Source organism: Xenorhabdus stockiae (genome assembly GCF_002632825.1).
GTDB classification, from domain to species: domain Bacteria; phylum Pseudomonadota; class Gammaproteobacteria; order Enterobacterales; family Enterobacteriaceae; genus Xenorhabdus; species Xenorhabdus stockiae.
The window spans coordinates 12,358-29,275 of sequence record NZ_NJAJ01000033.1; the positions used below are offsets into that span (position 1 = coordinate 12,358).

Below are 16,918 nucleotides of genomic sequence, written 5' to 3' on the forward strand. Positions count from 1 at the left end.
GTACAGATAAGTTTCATTTTTAATAATGGAGTTGCATATGGGATTTTATTCTGCCGGTTTGACTTTTCGTCAGGCAATAAAAGACGAGTCTCCGTTACAGGTGGTAGGCGCTATTAATGCAAACCATGCTCTGCTGGCGAAGCGAGCAGGTTATAAGGCTATTTATCTTTCCGGCGGCGGGGTTTCAGCAGGTTCATTAGGTTTGCCTGATTTGGGTATCTCAACACTGGATGATGTATTAACCGATACCCGACGCATCACTGATGTATGCGACTTACCTCTGCTGGTAGATGCTGATATCGGATTCGGATCTTCCGCATTTAATGTGGCCCGCACAGTTCAGTCTATTATTAAAGCAGGAGCTGCCGGACTGCATATTGAAGATCAGGTCGGTGCAAAACGTTGTGGCCATCGGCCAAATAAAGAGATTGTCTCCAAAGAGGAGATGGTCGATCGCATTAAAGCAGCCGTTGATGCCCGTAATGATGAACATTTCGTCATTATGGCACGTACTGATGCGTTGGCAGTAGAAGGACTGAATGCTGCCCTTGACAGAGCCGAAGCTTATAGAGAAGCAGGAGCAGATATGCTGTTTCCGGAAGCCATCACAGAGCTACTAATGTATAAAACCTTTGCTGAAAAAACACAAATTCCAATACTCGCAAACATCACCGAATTCGGAGCCACCCCACTTTTTACTCTTGAAGAACTAAAAAGTGCGAATGTCTCTATCGCTCTTTATCCCCTGTCGGCATTCCGCGCCATGAATAAGGCTGCTGAGCAAGTCTACGCAGCCCTCCGGCGCGATGGCACGCAAAAAAGTGTGCTCAATATGATGCAAACCCGCAATGAGCTTTACGAAAGTATCAACTATTACGATTTTGAGCAGAGGCTGGATGCCCTGTTTTCCCAGAAAAACAATCGAGGTGATACACATGAATGAACAAATTATAGGGATTAAACCGAAAAAATCTGTTGCTCTGTCAGGTGTTACCGCGGGTAATACCGCGCTTTGTACTGTTGGGAAAAACGGCAAGGAATTGCATTACCGGGGTTATGATATTTTTGATTTGGCCTCCCACTGCGAATTTGAAGAAGTTGCCTACCTGTTAGTCCATGAAAAGCTGCCTACCCGTGCCGAACTGACTGCCTATAAGGCCAAGCTGAAAGCATTAAGAGGTTTGCCGAGCAGCGTTAAATCCGCACTGGAAGCTCTACCCGCAGTTGCCCATCCGATGGATGTGATGCGCACAGGAGTCTCCGTTCTTGGTTGTACATTACCGGAAAAAGAGGATCATAATCCGGCTGCGGCCCGCGATATCGCTGATCGTCTACTCGCTTCCCTCAGCTCGATATTACTTTATTGGTACCACTATAGTTATAACGGACGTCGTATCGATGTAGAAACTGATGATGATTCTATCGGGGGTCACTTCCTGCATCTTTTACATGGGCAGAAACCACGGGCATCGTGGGAAAAAGCAATGCATACTTCCCTTATCCTGTATGCAGAGCATGAATTCAATGCTTCGACTTTTACCAGCCGGGTGATTGCCGGTACAAACTCAGATATTTACTCTGCCATTATCGGGGGGATCGGGGCGCTGCGAGGTTCAAAACATGGTGGTGCCAATGAAGCTTCATTTGATATTCAACAACGTTATGATACGCCTGATGAAGCAGAAGCTGACATTCTCCGCCGTCTGGAGAGAAAAGAAGTGATTATTGGCTTCGGGCATCCGGTTTATACCATTGCTGATCCACGCCACAAGGTGATCAAAGAGGTTGCTCAAACGCTATCCAAAGAAGCAGGCACACTGAAAATGTTTAATATTGCCGATCGCATTGAATCAGTGATGAGGGATGAGAGAAAAATGTTCCCGAATCTCGACTGGTTTGCGGCGGTGTCGTATCACATGTTGGGGGTTCCTACAGCCATGTTTACCCCACTATTTGTAATTGCCCGTACTTCCGGCTGGGCTGCCCACATTATTGAACAGCGTATTGATAATAAAATTATTCGGCCCACGGCTCATTATACCGGCCCGGAAAATCTGCCGTTTGTCCCGATTGAAAAGCGCTGATACCCGATAATGAATGCTTGATAAACAGTACATTAATGCAATTTTTCCAAAAGGATTGATTATGTTTACCTCTATGCCTGACTCTACGCTGACTTCCGTTGTAAATAACCGGCCTGAATACGACCAAGTGATTGTAGATATCGTGGATTACGTCATGGACTACATCATTGTTTCCCCCATCGCCTATGTCACCGCCCAACACACATTCTTAGACGCTTTAGGCTGTGGTTTAGAAGCACTGGAATACCCCGCCTGTACTAAATTACTCGGCCCGATTGTACCGGGAACAGTCGTTCCCAATGGAGTACGAGTACCGGGAACACAATTCGAACTCGATCCCGTACAGGCTGCATTCAATATCGGTACCCTCATCCGCTGGCTGGATTTTAACGATACCTGGCTGGCGGCTGAATGGGGACATCCGTCTGATAACTTAGGCGGGATACTTGCTGTCGCTGATTGGTTGTCAAGAAATGCTGTCGCCCGTGGAGAAGAGCCACTGACCATGTGGGATGTCTTTGCAGCCATGATTAAGGCATACGAAATTCAGGGTTGCCTGGCACTGGAAAACTCATTCAATAAAGTCGGTCTGGATCATGTTGTTTTGGTAAAAATTGCTTCAACCGCTGTGGTTGCGCAAATGATGGGTCTGGATCGTGAACAGATATTAAGTGCCGTGTCACTCGCGTGGGTAGATGGCCAGTCTTTACGGACGTATCGCCATTCGCCCAATACAGGCTCCCGTAAATCCTGGGCAGCTGGCGATGCTACTTCCCGCGCCGTTCGTCTGGCTCTGATGGCAAAACAGGGTGAAATGGGCTATCCCTCCGTATTAACCGCCAAAAACTGGGGTTTTTATGATGTTCTCTTTAAGGGCGAATCATTTCAGTTTCAGCGCCCTTATGGCAGTTATGTGATGGAAAACATTTTGTTCAAAGTTTCTTTCCCTGCTGAATTTCATGCTCAGACTGCGGTTGAAGCCGCCATGCAGCTACATCAGCAACTGAAAGCACAAGGAAAAACTGTCGAAGATATCGCTCAAATCACTATTCGCACCCATCAGGCTTGCATCCGCATCATTGATAAAAAAGGCCCGCTGCATAATCCGGCAGATCGGGATCACTGCATCCAGTATATGGTCGCCATTCCATTATTATTTGGGCGTCTTACTGCGGCGGATTATGAAGATGATGTTGCCAGAGATCCGCGCATTGATATTCTGCGGGAAAAAATAATCTGTGTTGAAGATGTTAATTTCACACAGGATTATCATGACCCAGAAAAACGTTCTATTGCTAATGCCCTGACTATGACTTTTAATGATGGCAGCCAGCTTGATGAAGTCATAATAGAGTTCCCAATCGGGCACAGACGCCGCCGTGCCGACGGTGTTCCCGCATTGCTGGAAAAATTCAGAACCAATCTGGCAAGGCGTTTCACCGAAGAACAACAACAAAAAATTCTGTCAGTCTCCCTTGACCTTAACGATATAAAAGACATCCCCGTAAACGAGTACCTTGATTTATACCGTGTTTAATCTGCAATTTATTTAGTGGTTCTGGTTACGGAACCACTATTCTTACATTACACCAGGAAAATATTACGTCAGGAAAAATATCTCGTTAGGAGAAATTATGTCATTTCAAGATTTTTACCGACGTTCGATTGATGATCCCAGCGATTTCTGGGCAGAACAAGCCAGACGGATTCATTGGCAGCATCCTTTTGAACAAACGCTGGATCACAGTGATCCTCCTTTTGCCCGCTGGTTCTGTGGCGGAAAAACTAACCTATGCTATAACGCGTTAGATCGCTGGCTGGAAAGCCAGCCTGATGCCAAAGCGTTAATTGCGGTTTCAACAGAAACAAATACCGAGCAAGTCTTCACCTATCGGGAGTTATATCAGGAAGTCAATCAGGCAGCCGCGATTATGCTTTCTCTCGGTGTCAAAAAAGGTGACCGTGTCGTGGTATATATGCCGATGGTAGCTGAAGCCCTGTTTATCCTGCTTGCCTGTGCCCGCATCGGTGCTATCCACTCCGTTGTTTTTGGTGGGTTTGCGGCCCATAGTCTTGCTACCCGATTAGATAATGCAGAGCCGGTACTGGTCGTTTCCGCTGATGCAGGATCGCGGGGAGGAAAAATTATCCCCTACAAGCCACTATTAGATGAAGCCATTGAACTGGCAGCACATACACCACGTCATGTATTGATGATAAACCGTGGGTTGAGTGAAATAAATTGGGTCAAAAACCGGGATCTGGATTTCGCGACATTACGGCAGGCTCATTTGGGGGCAGACATTCCTGTAGCATGGCTCGAATCCAATGAAATTTCCTGTGTGCTCTATACGTCTGGAACAACAGGAACGCCCAAAGGTGTACAACGGGATGTTGGTGGTTATGCCGTTGCACTGGCAACATCCATGGATATTATTTTTGGCGGTAAGCCCGGTGGAACATTCTTCTGCACATCGGACATCGGCTGGATTGTAGGACATTCCTATATTGTTTATGCCCCGCTGATTGCCGGAATGGCAACCGTTATGTATGAGGGGCTGCCCATCCGACCGGATGCCGGGATCTGGTGGCGGATTGTGGAAAAATATCACGTCACCAGAATGTTTTCTGCGCCAACAGCCATTCGAGTCCTGAAAAAATACCCAACTGACAATATTGCTCAATATGATATTTCCTCTCTTGAAACGCTCTATCTGGCAGGTGAACCACTCGACGAACATACTGCACGCTGGATCACTGAAACCATTAATGTCCCCGTGATTGATAATTACTGGCAAACTGAAACTGGCTGGCCAATTATGGCAATTGCACGAGCACTGGATGACAGGCCCGGCCGTTTTGGTAGCACCGGCTTCCCGATGTACGGTTTTAACGTCAAATTAATTAATGAACTGACCGGACAAGAATGTGGTGATAACGAAAAAGGAATGGTGGTTATCAAAGGCCCCTTACCTCCGGGGTGTATCCAGACCATTTATGGTGATAATCGCCGTTTTGTGAATACCTACTGGAAACACTTCGATCAACAGGTTTATTCCACTTTTGACTGGGGTATTCGTGACAGTGAAGGCTACTACTTTATTTTAGGGCGTTCGGATGATGTGATTAATGTTTCAGGCCATCGTCTGGGAACCCGGGAAATAGAGGAGTGTATTGCAAGCCATGAAGATGTTGCAGAAGTTGCCGTTATCGGTATTAAAGATGATGTAAAAGGACAAGCTGCTGTTTCCTTTGTCGTCCTCAAAGAGGGAAAAGAAATTCAGAGTGCTGACCACTTTGCAACATTGGAAAAATCGCTGATGGATCTGGTCGATAAAAAGATTGGCAGTGTCGGGCGTCCGGCACGTATTTATTTTGTCACACAATTACCCAAAACCCGCTCCGGGAAAATGTTGCGCCGTACGATGCAGGCAATTTGTGAGGGTCGAGACCCCAATGATATTGCTCTGATAGAAAACCCAGCGTCACTGGATGTGATACGCGATGCAGTTTCTCATCATTAATACTAAAGGATTGCGGCATTCTCGCATCTATTTAAACGGTGTTTAGCAGTAGGGTATTACTATACAACTGTACTACATTTTCCCAGCTACTTTTACCCATTCCTGCTCCGTGCCAATGCGGAGCTTTTTTTTATTTTTTAATAAGTTGCATGACAGCGTGATATTTGAAATCAGAGCGCGTTTCCTGCGCTCCTCAATTAATTTATTGTTTTTTAGCGGAGAAAAAAACGGTATATCAATGCGCTATTTCAGGCTCTTTTTTCGCAGCGTCCAACCACTCCACCATCGCCGGGTGTTTAAGCATCCTATCAATCCATGCCTGACACTCAGGTGAAAATTTCAACCCGTAAGTTCTGGCCCGGAAAGCTACCGGTGCAAAAAATGCATCCACTGCCGTGAAAGAATTTCCTGCCAGCCATTCACCACCAAATCTGCTTAGCCCTTCAGACCAAAGCTCATCAAGCCGAGAAAGATCGCTCTGTAATTCAGAGGATATTCCGGTTAATTCAATTGTTTTTGTGCAATTCATGGAACAAATCTGGCGTAATGCAGTAAAACCAGAGTGCATTTCTGCTGCTGCACTTCTTGCCCACGCTCTGGCAGTACGATCTTCTGGCCATACCTGAGCATGTTCCTCTGCAACATATTCAGTAATAGCCAGTGTATCCCAAACTGTAATATCACCATCTACCAGACAAGGGACAAGACCCGTTGGTGAGAATGCCTTAAATTTCTCATGGCTACTTTTACCATTTTCAAAGTAACTTAATTGCTCGTTGAAAGGAATATCCAGAGCTTTGAGCAAGATCCAAGGACGCAACGACCAGGAAGAGTAATTTTTATTAGCTATCCATAATGTATACATCGTATTTCTCTCTGTTAATCCCTTTATATTTGAATATGTCGCTTTACTGACTACCATTCAAAATATATTGGGTATGATGGTGAATATTGACACACGAGAACATTATAGTTTTTTTCTACCGGAGTAAACATATATATCAAACTGACTTTTTATATTGACATCAGTCGAATAGATCCTATAGTTTTTTTATCCAAATCCTTAGATATTTTAGACAACAGATCTATTGAAGATGCGGAAAAAAATTAATAAAAAGGTGATATTCTTTTAATAAATACTTAACTGCGGTGTGTTCGTATTATTCTAATAACTTGAGTAAATTGCAAATATGACAACAAATGTTTATCCCGAAAAAAAAGGGTTTTTAAACCGTGTCGAGCGTATAGGTAATGTTATGCCGGGCGTAACAATGCTATTTGTGTATGCCCTGATAATCTGTTGGCTTTTATCGTTTTTACTTTCTTTCGTAAATTTTAATTATTATCATCCCGTCTCGAAAGAGAAAATAGCTATCGTTAATCTTTTCCAATATGAAGAAATTATATTATTCGTGACAGGGGCAGTGAAAAATTTTATTAATTTCCCGCCATTCGGAATTACAATCGTTTCAACGCTGGGAATTGGGATTGCAGAAAGTAGTGGTTTTATAAAAACAGCATTGAAAAAAATGCTTTCTTTTATTACCCCCAAAATGCTGACTCCAACCGTTGCTTTTGTCGGTATTGTTTCACATCTGGCGTCGGATTCAGCTTATGTTATCTTAATGCCGGTTTCCGCCATGATGTTTTATGCCTGTGGCAGACATCCTCTTGCGGGTATTGCTACCGCATTTGCCGGCCTTGCCGGTGGTTTCACTGCAAGCTATACGCCTTCTATCATTGATCCGATTATGCAGAGCTTTACACAGGATGCGGCTCAGATGATGGCGCCCGGTTACCATGTGAATGTGCTCTGTAACTATTTTTTTAGCCTTGGTGCTACATTTGGTGTCATTTTAATCTGCTGGTTCATCACAGAGAAAATTGTGGAACCCTGGTTGAACAAGAACTGCCCTGTTTCAACCAATATTGAAACAGACACTGACAAAGATCTGGAAAAAATTACACCTGAAGAAAATCGTGCATTTCGAATTGCCGGATCCACCGTATTATTACTGGGCATAGGTCTTATCGCCTTATTATGGCCGGAAACATCGCCAATGCGGGCACCGGATGGCAGCATGACCAGTCCTAAAGCCCCTATTATGCAAATAGTTGTCCCGCTTTTATTCCTGTTTTTCGCTGTGCCGGGTATCGTTTATGGCTATTTAACAAAATCCTTTACTTCAAGCCGTGATGTCGTTAAATCAATGGAAAACATCACGCAGTCATTAATCCCATTTATAGTTTTTGTGTTTTTTGCCGCTCAGTTTCTGTATTCATTTCATCATTCAAATTTGGGTACATTATTAGCCTTATCCGGTGCAGAACTCTTACGTACACTCGAAATGCCATCCGGTCTGACCGTACTCGGTGTGATCATATTAACGGCTATCATTAATATTATGATCACGTCAGCGACTTCTAAATGGGCAATTATGGCGCCAGTACTTGTACCGATGCTAATGGCCGTCGGTATTTCTCCTGAATTAACACAAGCTGCTTTTCGGGTGAGTGATTCAGCTATGAACGTCAGTACGCCAATGTTCCCGTTCTATCCTTTGATTCTCATGTATTGCCAGAAATACTATAAAAATGCGGGTATCGGCACTTTATGTTCAATGATGCTCCCATTCACTATTGGCTTGCTGATTATTTTAACGGCAACACTCTATGTGTTCTGGGCATTTGATATTCCGATTGGTTTCGACAGTGGTTACACATGGCACCCTGCACAATAGTGTTGTCATATATTGAATACAAGAGGGAAGAAAAAATGAATGAATTAGGTCAACAGCTTGAACAACGTTTCTACCGCTATTTAGCTATCGAAAGCCAGAGTGATGCCTCCAGCATTATTGTACCGAGTAGCGAAGGGCAACGTAAGCTGGCTGAATTATTAGCGAAAGAGCTGGAAGGTTATGGCCTCGCTGATATTTATATTGATGAGCACGCCATTCTTTATGCTGTGCGTCGTGGTAATAAACCATCAGCCCCCAAGATTGGTTTTGTGGCCCATCTGGATACCGTTGATGTCGGGTTGTCGGCAGTAATAAAACCTCAGACCTTGCTTTATGAGGGAAAAGATTTATGCCTGAACAGTCAAGAAGATATCTGGTTTAAAACGAGTGAGCACCCGGAAGCTGCCCCTTATATCGGTGAGCCAATCATTTTCAGCGACGGAACCAGTGTTCTTGGTGCAGATAACAAAGCCGCGGTTACAGTTATCATGGAGCTGATGGATAAATTACAGCAGGCGGAATTTGACTGTGGTGATATCTATGTGGCTTTTGTTCCTGATGAAGAAATCGGGCTACGTGGTTCCAAATTGATGGATTTATCCCGTTTCAATGTTGATTTTGCTTATACAATTGATTGCTGTGCACTGGGGGAAGTCATCTATGAAACCTTCAATGCAGCCTCTGTCGAAATGACAATCACAGGCATTACCACACACCCAATGTCTGCAAAGAACGTATTACTAAACCCAATCAGAGTCGCATATGATTTTATCGGCTGTTTTGATAAATATGATACACCTGAACATACTGAACATCGGGAAGGTTACTTTTATTTTACGAACTTAATCGCCAATCCAGATAATGCAAAAATCAAAATGGCCATCCGTGATTTTGACCGCAATAGCTATAAAGAGCGTAAAACTTATGTTACTCAGTCAATTGAACTTATCCGTGCCCGTCACCCTCGGGCAAAAATAGATTATAAGATCGAAGATGTCTACAGCAATATTAGCGACTCATTAGGTGACGACCGTACCGCAATTGACCTGATTCTTGAAGCACTCAAAATTCTGGGAATTACTGCCAATATCATTCCGATGCGTGGTGGTACAGATGGCTCGGCTTTATCTGCAAGAGGTATTCTGACACCAAATTACTTTACCGGAGCATTGAATTTCCATTCTCGTTTTGAGTTTTTGCCGATTAGTGCATTTGAAAAAAGCTATCTGGTCACGGAAACCATTTGTCGCTTAGTCGGGAAAAAATAAAAAACTGATTTAAATAATAAACAGCCATCATTTGGTGAATTGGTGGCTATTTAATCACAAGAGTAAATAATCTTATAGATTAACAGCAATTATCTTCACAACAGAAATAATTACAAATGATATATCCTTAGTAACAACTTTTAATTAATAAACCGAATTCATAAATACGGAATCTCGCTTAATTAATTTAACTTATCTTTATATATCCAAGATGAATATATTTATTCCATTTTATTTTATCCAATCAGAAAAGGAACTCATTAAATTCATTATTGATAAATTTTGATATTCTTAAACAAATTATTTGTCTGAAATTCACAGAAACCGTACCAAACTTTCATCTATTATAATGCTTGGGATTTTCATTTATGTTTATATCCTGTGTTAGTTGATTTTATTTTTTTAAGTGATCAAAAATAAGGAAACGATATGCTGTTAAAAAACACTTCCAGACAATTTGGTCATGTCTCTGTTTTGATCCACTGGTTAATTGCGCTTGCTGTTTATGGAATGTTCATGCTGGGGTTATGGATGGTGACATTAAGCTATTATGATAGCTGGTATCACAGTGCACCTGAATTGCATAAAAGCATTGGTTTTTTGGTTTTTATCGTCATGGTCATTCGTGTTATCTGGCGATTCATTTCCCCCCCGCCAAAACCTCTGAGCAGTTACAGCCAGTTTACCCGGATCAGTGCAAAACTGGCTCATCTCACCCTTTATATCGTCCTGTTTGGAATTTTATTCAGCGGATACTTTATTTCCACCGCTGATGGTCAACCCATCAGTGTTTTTGGCTGGTTTGAAATCCCTGCCACACTGGCAAGACAAGGGGTACAAGCAGATACCGCAGGTATTATCCACTTATATCTTGCCTGGCTGATTGTTGTACTTTCCCTTTTACATGGGCTTGCTGCTTTAAAACATCACTTTATTGATCGTGATAGTACGCTAAAAAGAATGTTTGGTTTCCCGCCAGACACAAAATAAATTTTGGAGAATCATTATGTTGAAAAAGACGTTAATCGGCCTGACTGCGGGTGTTTTATTTATGGGTGCAAACTCAGCAATGGCATCCAACTATAAAATTGATACTGCCGGCCAACACGCCTTTATTGAGTTCCGTATTCAGCATTTAGGTATGAGCTGGGTTTATGGTAATTTCAAAAAATTTGATGGTGATTTTACCTTCGATAGCAAAAATCCGACCACTGATAAAGTTAGTGTTATCATTAAAACTGACAGTATAGATACCAACCATGCTGAACGTGATAAACACTTACGTAGTGCTGATTTTTTAAACACAGCAAAATACCCGGAAGCCAAATTTACCTCAACCAAAGTGGAAAAAGTGGGTGAACAGTATAAAGTTATCGGTGAACTGACACTCAATGGTGTAACCAAACCAGTCACACTACAAGCGAAGCTGATGGGAGAAGGTAAAGATCCGTGGGGTGGTTATCGCGCCGGATTTGAAGCGAACGGTAAAATTAAATTGAAAGACTTCAATATTAAAACCGACTTAGGGCCAAAATCTCAGGAAGTGGAGTTAATCATTTCTGTAGAAGGGGTTAAGGAATAAGCTTGGTATTCTTCTGTGTTATATAGTGATCATAACGATTCCTTCATACCATAAATAGATAAAATTAATTCCCGCCGGATGATTGAGTAATGAAAATCATCTGGCGGTTATTCAACTCAATTCGACAAAGCCGCCAAAAATGAATCCAAACTGATATTTTGCTATAACCTGTATATTTGTTGATTATTTAACTCAGTGAATTAATAAGTGGTCAAATTTAAGATACAAATAGTAATAAAAATAAGAGCTGAATCTCAATTCCACTTATTTTCCATCCAAAATTATCAATATTGTTATTCATTTATGATGGTTATTTTAATATCTTTTGTATCTAGATAGACTCCATCACTATCCAAAATATTAAGAATGTGATTTTTAGATATTTCTTCATCATGCCTAAATTCATCACATAGTTCCGTATAATAATCATAACCATGATGGATTAAATTTTCGATAAAAAATTTCATTTCGGTTTTATTCATTATGACATTTATTTTCATAACATTCCTCAACCTTACGGTAAAATTTTAACAAGTTCCATGATTAACGATTATCTAATGTTTTTTAATATAATATCATTTAATAACTTAGTTATCATATTTATGATCATATGAAAATATAATGACATTTATGTGACTTGCCAATTTGTTTCATCACCTCATCTTAAATCACATTGATAATAACGGAACTCCACTTACTTAAACTTATTATTTTACTGGTTAGTAAAATAATGCCATTTGTTTTATACTCTGTAAATGATTATTTTACTGAGTAGTAAGAAATGAAAAAAAAGGGTCGCCCACGTAATTATGATAGTAAATTGGCCATCAGTAATATTACGTCTCTCTTTTGGCGTAAAGGGTTTACTACAACATCTTTAGATGATTTAGTAACCGAAACCTCAATGAATAAACCAAGTCTCTATGCAGCATTCGGAAATAAATTAGCCATTTATAAAAAAGCTATGGATAACTTTGGCTCTATAGCAACCACATGTACTGAGAATGCACTTAAAAAACAACATGAAAATGACACGATCACTGATCGCATAACCCGATATTTGGTTTATTCTATTGATTTATATACTGGTAAAGATGGGCAATTGGGCTGCATGGTTTTATCAACAGCAGTAGCAGAAATAGCGTCACCTGAAATTCAGCAATATCTTGCAATGGTAATTAAAATACAAATTAATCAGATAAAAAAAGTTTTAGATGAAGCAAAAAATCATGGGGAGTTTCTCCCTGATACCGATATTGATATTATTTCTCAATTAATTATCGCCATTTTACATTCAATATCTCTACGAGCAAGGGCAGGTGAAAAAGCAGAATCATTAATACCGCTAGTGCATAGCGCCAAGATAATATTAAAACCTATAACGATACTAAAAAATGTAACAATAAATAAAATTGAAAAATAAAAGTCACAATATCTCAATGCCAATCTCTATCATACGCCTCTGATTACATTAATTGTTTTATAGGCTAGAAATGCTTCCGGTAGCGTGAAAATTAAAGTGTAGTTTGTTTATTTTATAAGGTTATAGTCAAAAAAATATTTTTAATACTATATTGTATACTATTGCAAATAATATTTTTTAAGTGAGAATACAAATGACAAACAACAGCCCAGAAAAAAATAGCCTCATCACACCTCTTTTCCACGACAAACTCTTTCAATCGCGTTCTATAATTATCTCCGGTGAAATCAACCAACAGTTGGTTGAAAAAGTGATAACTCAGCTTCTTCTACTACAGGAATTCAATAATAACCCCATAAAAGTTTTTGTGAACAGTCAGGGTGGACACGTCGAATCTGGGGATACTCTGCATGATATGTTCAAATTTATTAAGCCAGAGGTTCTTATGATTGGTACTGGCTGGGTCGCCAGTGCAGGTATTACTCTCTTCCTTGCAGCCAAAAAAGAACATCGTTATTGCCTTCCTAATACCCGATTTATGATCCACCAGCCTTTAGGTGGCGTTCAGGGAAGAGCTACCGATATCGAAATTGAAACAAAAGAAATATTAAAAATGCGTGGCCGTATAAATCAGCTTATCAGTGAAGCCACCGGGCACCCTATAGATAAAGTGGCAAAAGACACCGACCGTAATTTCTGGATGGGGCCGGAGGAAGCCCGTGATTACGGCATCGTCGGGCAGATTATCAGCCACTGGAGTGAATTGAAAGCAGGATAGCAATGGCTGTTTGGCAATTTATCAGGCTATATGTGTGACCTGTAATGGTGATGACAATTTATTAGAGTATTACAGCCATTGCAGGCTCAATCAAACACATGAGATCTTCTCTGGAAACACCATCGCGAGCCTGAAATGAAATGGCCTGCATAATCCCCAAAAAATAAGATGCTAATTTTCCTGTCTCTGTTTCACCCGATAATTCACCATCTGCTACTGCTTTCGCTATCCGTGTGTGAATTAGCTTCCATGTATATTGACGAACCTCTTTCAGGTAAGTATAAGCATCCTCGTTTTCTTGTAAATTATTGACTATTCCCAGAACGAGTAAACATCCACCTGACTGATTCGAAGTAGCCACTTCCACAGAAACCTCTAACATAGCCCGCAACCCTTGCTTTACACTTTCTGCATTGTTAAGGCTATCCATAGCTTTAGCGCCTATGGTTTTAATATATAAATCAACCGCCGCATAAAAAGCCTGTTTTTTACTGCCAAATGCTGCATAAAAACTAGGGGGATTGATATTCATTGCCGCGGTTAGATCAACAAGTTGTGTTCCTTCATATCCTTTAGACCAAAAAACCTCCATTGCTCGTTGAAGCGCAACCTCACGATCAAAACTTAAAGGACGTCCACGCGATGCCATTATATGTACCTTCTTTATTTATGTAGTGAGAATAACATAAATCCCTTGATCAATTTTCGCAAGTAAGATAATTTTGTAATAACCACTACAAAATAAACATTCGATAAGCAAGGCGATAAAATGGAAAAATGTAAAGGCAATATCGCTATTCCAGCTGCAATAACTAAAAGTACGATCCCTCTGTCTATTTATATACTGGCATTCGGCGTCTTCGCTATGGTCACCAGCGAATTTCAGGTCACAGGTATGGTGACAATTATGGCTGATGACTTAAACGTTTCTATTTCTGAAATTGGTTATCTGGTCTCTCTATATGCTTTGGCAATGACTTTTGGTGGTCCGTTACTTACACTGGGGTTATTAAAAACGCCTCCTAAAACTGCATTACTTACCCTTTATTTGATTTTTATTATCGGCGAAATACTTGGAGCATTAGCTGATTCTTATACCGTTCTGGCAATTGCTCGAGTAATAACCGGAGCTGTTTCTGGTGCCTTTTTTGGTATGTCTGTATCTATTTGCGCAGAAATTGTGGCAGAGCAGCAGCGAGGGTGGGCACTTTCTATTGTTCTCTCCGGTATTATGATAGGAACTATATTAGGATTACCAATAGCGAACCTGATAGGCACATATATTGGCTGGAGGATCAGCTTTTGGACAACCACTGCCCTCGCTACTATTGCCGGGATCATTAGCTTATTCTGGCTTCCGTTTATTCCAAAACAATCTTCAATCAGTTTACGGGCTGAATTTCATACTCTTAACAATCCAGAATTATGGCGAGCTTTTTCCACCAGTTTGCTGATTATTGGTGCTACTTTTGCCGCCTTTACTTACTTCACCCCCATATTAAAAGACGTGACAGGTTATCGGGAAGAAACAATTGCCAGCCTGCTTATCCTCTATGGTATCGCTACAATAATAGGTAATATCATTGTTGGAAAATTAGCTGAACGTTATACGATCATCATTCTAGTAGCTGGCTTAACACTATTAACCTTATTTCTCATGCTATTTGGGACTTTTGGTGAAAACAAATTACTTGCCACTTTTTCATTAATAGGAATTGGCTTAGTTGGTGTCACAATGAATCCAGCTATGGTTACACGGGTAATGAAAACAGCTAACGGTCGCCCATTTGTAAATACTATTCATACCTCTGTCATTACACTTGGCGTTGTTATTGGTGCTTCGTTAGGTGGATTATTCATTAGTTTAGGTTGGGGATTAAAAGCACCATTATGGGCAGGTTGCAGTATGGCTTTCATAGGATTACTGACTTTATTCTCTGACATTAAAAAAATGAAATCTAAAAAAGCCTGATCAAAATCAGGCTATAAAAATACGCTCACAGGTAATATGCAATCCGAAAAAATTGAGTTCTGGAATTAGCGAATTGGATTGAATAAAGTGACTACTTTTGCTTTTTCTCCAGTGTCCAGACGAAATCTGGCTCTGTAACAGGTTTAAATCCCAGTTTCTTATAAAGCCAGCTTGCTGAAGACGTTACCAGTGTGACATGATCTACATCGGTAACGGCTGGATGCTGTAAAACACACTCCATTAACCAGCGCCCTAATCCTTTCTTTTGATACTCATCAATAATAAATACATCTACAACATAAGAAAACGTAGAAAAATCAGTTATTAGCCTAGCGAATCCGATTTTTTTATCTTGATGGGATAATAAAAAGCATAAACTATTTTCTACCGCAGTTTTAACTTTTTCAAATTCAATTCCTCTAGCCCAAAATAATTGGGTAAGGTTATTATGCACGAAATTGACATCAATATTACTTTTATCTGTCGTAATCCAATAATCATCACGTTTCCATTGCATAGCTTGCTTCATATTATTCCCCTTTAATTGTATCAAATTACAGCTTTAATATTTTTCTCTTGAAACTGAATCTTACACTGGGATCCAAAAAATATGAAATTTTATTTACTGATTTTATCATGTATTTTAAATAATTCATTCTTTCACCTGATAACAATCTTTTATTTTTTAAAAGATGCTCTACAGCATGAGTAGTAATAATGTTTTTATATTTTTCACCAAAGACATTATTCATATGTATAATCGCATCAGCCATAATATTGGCTTTATCAGGATTAATATCATTTGATAAACTACCAATCCGTTTTATATAGTTATAAAAAACAGATTTTGTTATAAAGATATCTTTACTTATCACTAAGATATCAGGAAAGATAAGTGCATCTTCATAACAAACAACTTCAGGTATTTTTATACAATCAAATAGCCTTCTATTAAAAAACTTCCCACACAAATGAGCCTGAAATTTTTTATGCTTCAAAAATTCTCTAACAGCTTCATTTTGTGTTAATTTTAATGGTAGGATAAAGTTAGATTGGGCAATATAATCAGAATCTTTATAGACATCATTAATTTTTGATATAAGAATATCAACTTCGTTAGAAACTAAAAAATCCAATACCGTATCAAGGTCGAATAAAGGAATTACATCATCACCATCTATGAAGGTTATATATTTACCAAAGCTATTCAGAATGGAAAAATTCCTTACCTTACCAATATTACCAAACTCTGTTCTAAAATATTTAGCATTATTATTTTCTGAGTTTGCAAAATCCATCATAACTTTAGATGTTTTATCATTAGATTTATCATCAATTAATATAATTTCAATTGCACGATTTTCATTAAAATCAATACACCTTTTTATACTTATCAAGCAATTGTTAATGAAATTCTCGAAATTATGTGCTGTAATAATGATGGATAGTATAGGTACCATATCGGCCTCGATATACAACCAATGCCCGGTTATATTTTTTGCATATTTCAATAATCTATTTATCTGATTTAGATTTATTATTTTAA

Annotated in this window: 16 protein-coding genes; 11 read left to right on the plus strand and 5 right to left on the minus strand. The window is 39.9% G+C overall.

What is annotated here, in order from left to right; translation table 11 throughout:
- The first annotated feature begins 37 nt into the window (after positions 1-37).
- The 4 genes from prpB to Xsto_RS15680 all read left to right on the plus strand — a co-directional run bounded on the left by prpB (position 38) and on the right by Xsto_RS15680 (position 5,608).
- Positions 38-943, plus strand: a complete 906-nt coding sequence (gene prpB / locus Xsto_RS15665) for a methylisocitrate lyase (protein WP_099111299.1) — start codon at positions 38-40, stop codon at positions 941-943.
- Positions 936-2,084 (plus strand): bifunctional 2-methylcitrate synthase/citrate synthase, encoded by a 1,149-nt coding sequence (prpC, locus tag Xsto_RS15670; protein WP_099125645.1) that lies wholly within the window; start codon positions 936-938, stop codon positions 2,082-2,084. The genes prpB and prpC overlap by 8 nt, the downstream gene beginning before the upstream one ends.
- Before the next feature lie 73 nt (positions 2,085-2,157).
- Positions 2,158-3,621, plus strand: a complete 1,464-nt coding sequence (locus tag Xsto_RS15675) for a bifunctional 2-methylcitrate dehydratase/aconitate hydratase (protein ID WP_099125666.1) — start codon at positions 2,158-2,160, stop codon at positions 3,619-3,621.
- Positions 3,622-3,718: 97 nt separating this feature from the next.
- Positions 3,719-5,608 carry a propionate--CoA ligase gene (locus Xsto_RS15680; protein ID WP_099125646.1) on the plus strand — a complete coding sequence of 630 codons (1,890 nt, stop codon included), beginning with the start codon at positions 3,719-3,721 and terminating at the stop codon, positions 5,606-5,608.
- Positions 5,609-5,843: 235 nt separating this feature from the next.
- Here Xsto_RS15680 and Xsto_RS15685 read toward each other — a convergent pair whose 3' ends face one another.
- On the minus strand, positions 5,844-6,473 hold the full coding sequence (locus Xsto_RS15685) for a glutathione S-transferase family protein (protein ID WP_099125647.1): 630 nt from the start codon (positions 6,471-6,473) through the stop codon (positions 5,844-5,846).
- Between the two features lie 325 nt (positions 6,474-6,798).
- On the opposite strand from Xsto_RS15685, the gene Xsto_RS15690 reads away from it, so the two are divergent.
- From Xsto_RS15690 to Xsto_RS15705, 4 genes are all read left to right on the plus strand, one after another.
- Entirely contained in the window at positions 6,799-8,349 is a 1,551-nt protein-coding gene (locus Xsto_RS15690; protein WP_099111303.1) for an AbgT family transporter, read from the plus strand.
- A gap of 35 nt (positions 8,350-8,384) precedes the next feature.
- Positions 8,385-9,617 carry a peptidase T gene (pepT, locus tag Xsto_RS15695; protein WP_099125648.1) on the plus strand — a complete coding sequence of 411 codons (1,233 nt, stop codon included), beginning with the start codon at positions 8,385-8,387 and terminating at the stop codon, positions 9,615-9,617.
- A gap of 429 nt (positions 9,618-10,046) precedes the next feature.
- Positions 10,047-10,607 (plus strand): cytochrome b, encoded by a 561-nt coding sequence (locus Xsto_RS15700; RefSeq protein ID WP_099125649.1) that lies wholly within the window; start codon positions 10,047-10,049, stop codon positions 10,605-10,607.
- A gap of 16 nt (positions 10,608-10,623) precedes the next feature.
- The gene (locus Xsto_RS15705) at positions 10,624-11,199 is read left to right on the plus strand and encodes a YceI family protein (protein ID WP_099125650.1); all 576 of its coding nucleotides are present in this window, start codon (positions 10,624-10,626) and stop codon (positions 11,197-11,199) included.
- 293 nt (positions 11,200-11,492) lie between these two features.
- Here Xsto_RS15705 and Xsto_RS15710 read toward each other — a convergent pair whose 3' ends face one another.
- On the minus strand, positions 11,493-11,699 hold the full coding sequence (locus Xsto_RS15710; RefSeq protein ID WP_099125651.1) for a hypothetical protein: 207 nt from the start codon (positions 11,697-11,699) through the stop codon (positions 11,493-11,495).
- A gap of 281 nt (positions 11,700-11,980) precedes the next feature.
- Here Xsto_RS15710 and Xsto_RS15715 point away from each other — a divergent pair, with 281 nt between their 5' ends.
- Together Xsto_RS15715 and Xsto_RS15720 are read left to right on the plus strand one after the other, a co-directional pair.
- The gene (locus Xsto_RS15715; protein ID WP_099125652.1) at positions 11,981-12,622 is read left to right on the plus strand and encodes a TetR/AcrR family transcriptional regulator; all 642 of its coding nucleotides are present in this window, start codon (positions 11,981-11,983) and stop codon (positions 12,620-12,622) included.
- A 193-nt stretch (positions 12,623-12,815) separates the two neighbouring features.
- Positions 12,816-13,400 carry an ATP-dependent Clp protease proteolytic subunit gene (locus Xsto_RS15720; protein ID WP_099125653.1) on the plus strand — a complete coding sequence of 195 codons (585 nt, stop codon included), beginning with the start codon at positions 12,816-12,818 and terminating at the stop codon, positions 13,398-13,400.
- 61 nt (positions 13,401-13,461) lie between these two features.
- Here Xsto_RS15720 and Xsto_RS15725 read toward each other — a convergent pair whose 3' ends face one another.
- A complete protein-coding gene (locus tag Xsto_RS15725) occupies positions 13,462-14,049 on the minus strand; it encodes a TetR/AcrR family transcriptional regulator (RefSeq protein WP_099125654.1) in 588 nt (195 codons plus the stop codon).
- A 120-nt stretch (positions 14,050-14,169) separates the two neighbouring features.
- On the opposite strand from Xsto_RS15725, the gene Xsto_RS15730 reads away from it, so the two are divergent.
- Positions 14,170-15,372, plus strand: coding sequence for an MFS transporter (locus Xsto_RS15730; protein WP_211284330.1), 1,203 nt, complete (start codon positions 14,170-14,172; stop codon positions 15,370-15,372).
- Positions 15,373-15,463: 91 nt separating this feature from the next.
- Here Xsto_RS15730 and Xsto_RS15735 read toward each other — a convergent pair whose 3' ends face one another.
- Both Xsto_RS15735 and Xsto_RS15740 read right to left on the minus strand, forming a co-directional pair.
- The gene (locus Xsto_RS15735; protein WP_099125655.1) at positions 15,464-15,901 is read right to left on the minus strand and encodes a GNAT family N-acetyltransferase; all 438 of its coding nucleotides are present in this window, start codon (positions 15,899-15,901) and stop codon (positions 15,464-15,466) included.
- 25 nt (positions 15,902-15,926) lie between these two features.
- On the minus strand, positions 15,927-16,832 hold the full coding sequence (locus Xsto_RS15740; RefSeq protein ID WP_141554524.1) for a glycosyltransferase family 2 protein: 906 nt from the start codon (positions 16,830-16,832) through the stop codon (positions 15,927-15,929).
- Positions 16,833-16,918 lie beyond the last annotated feature (86 nt).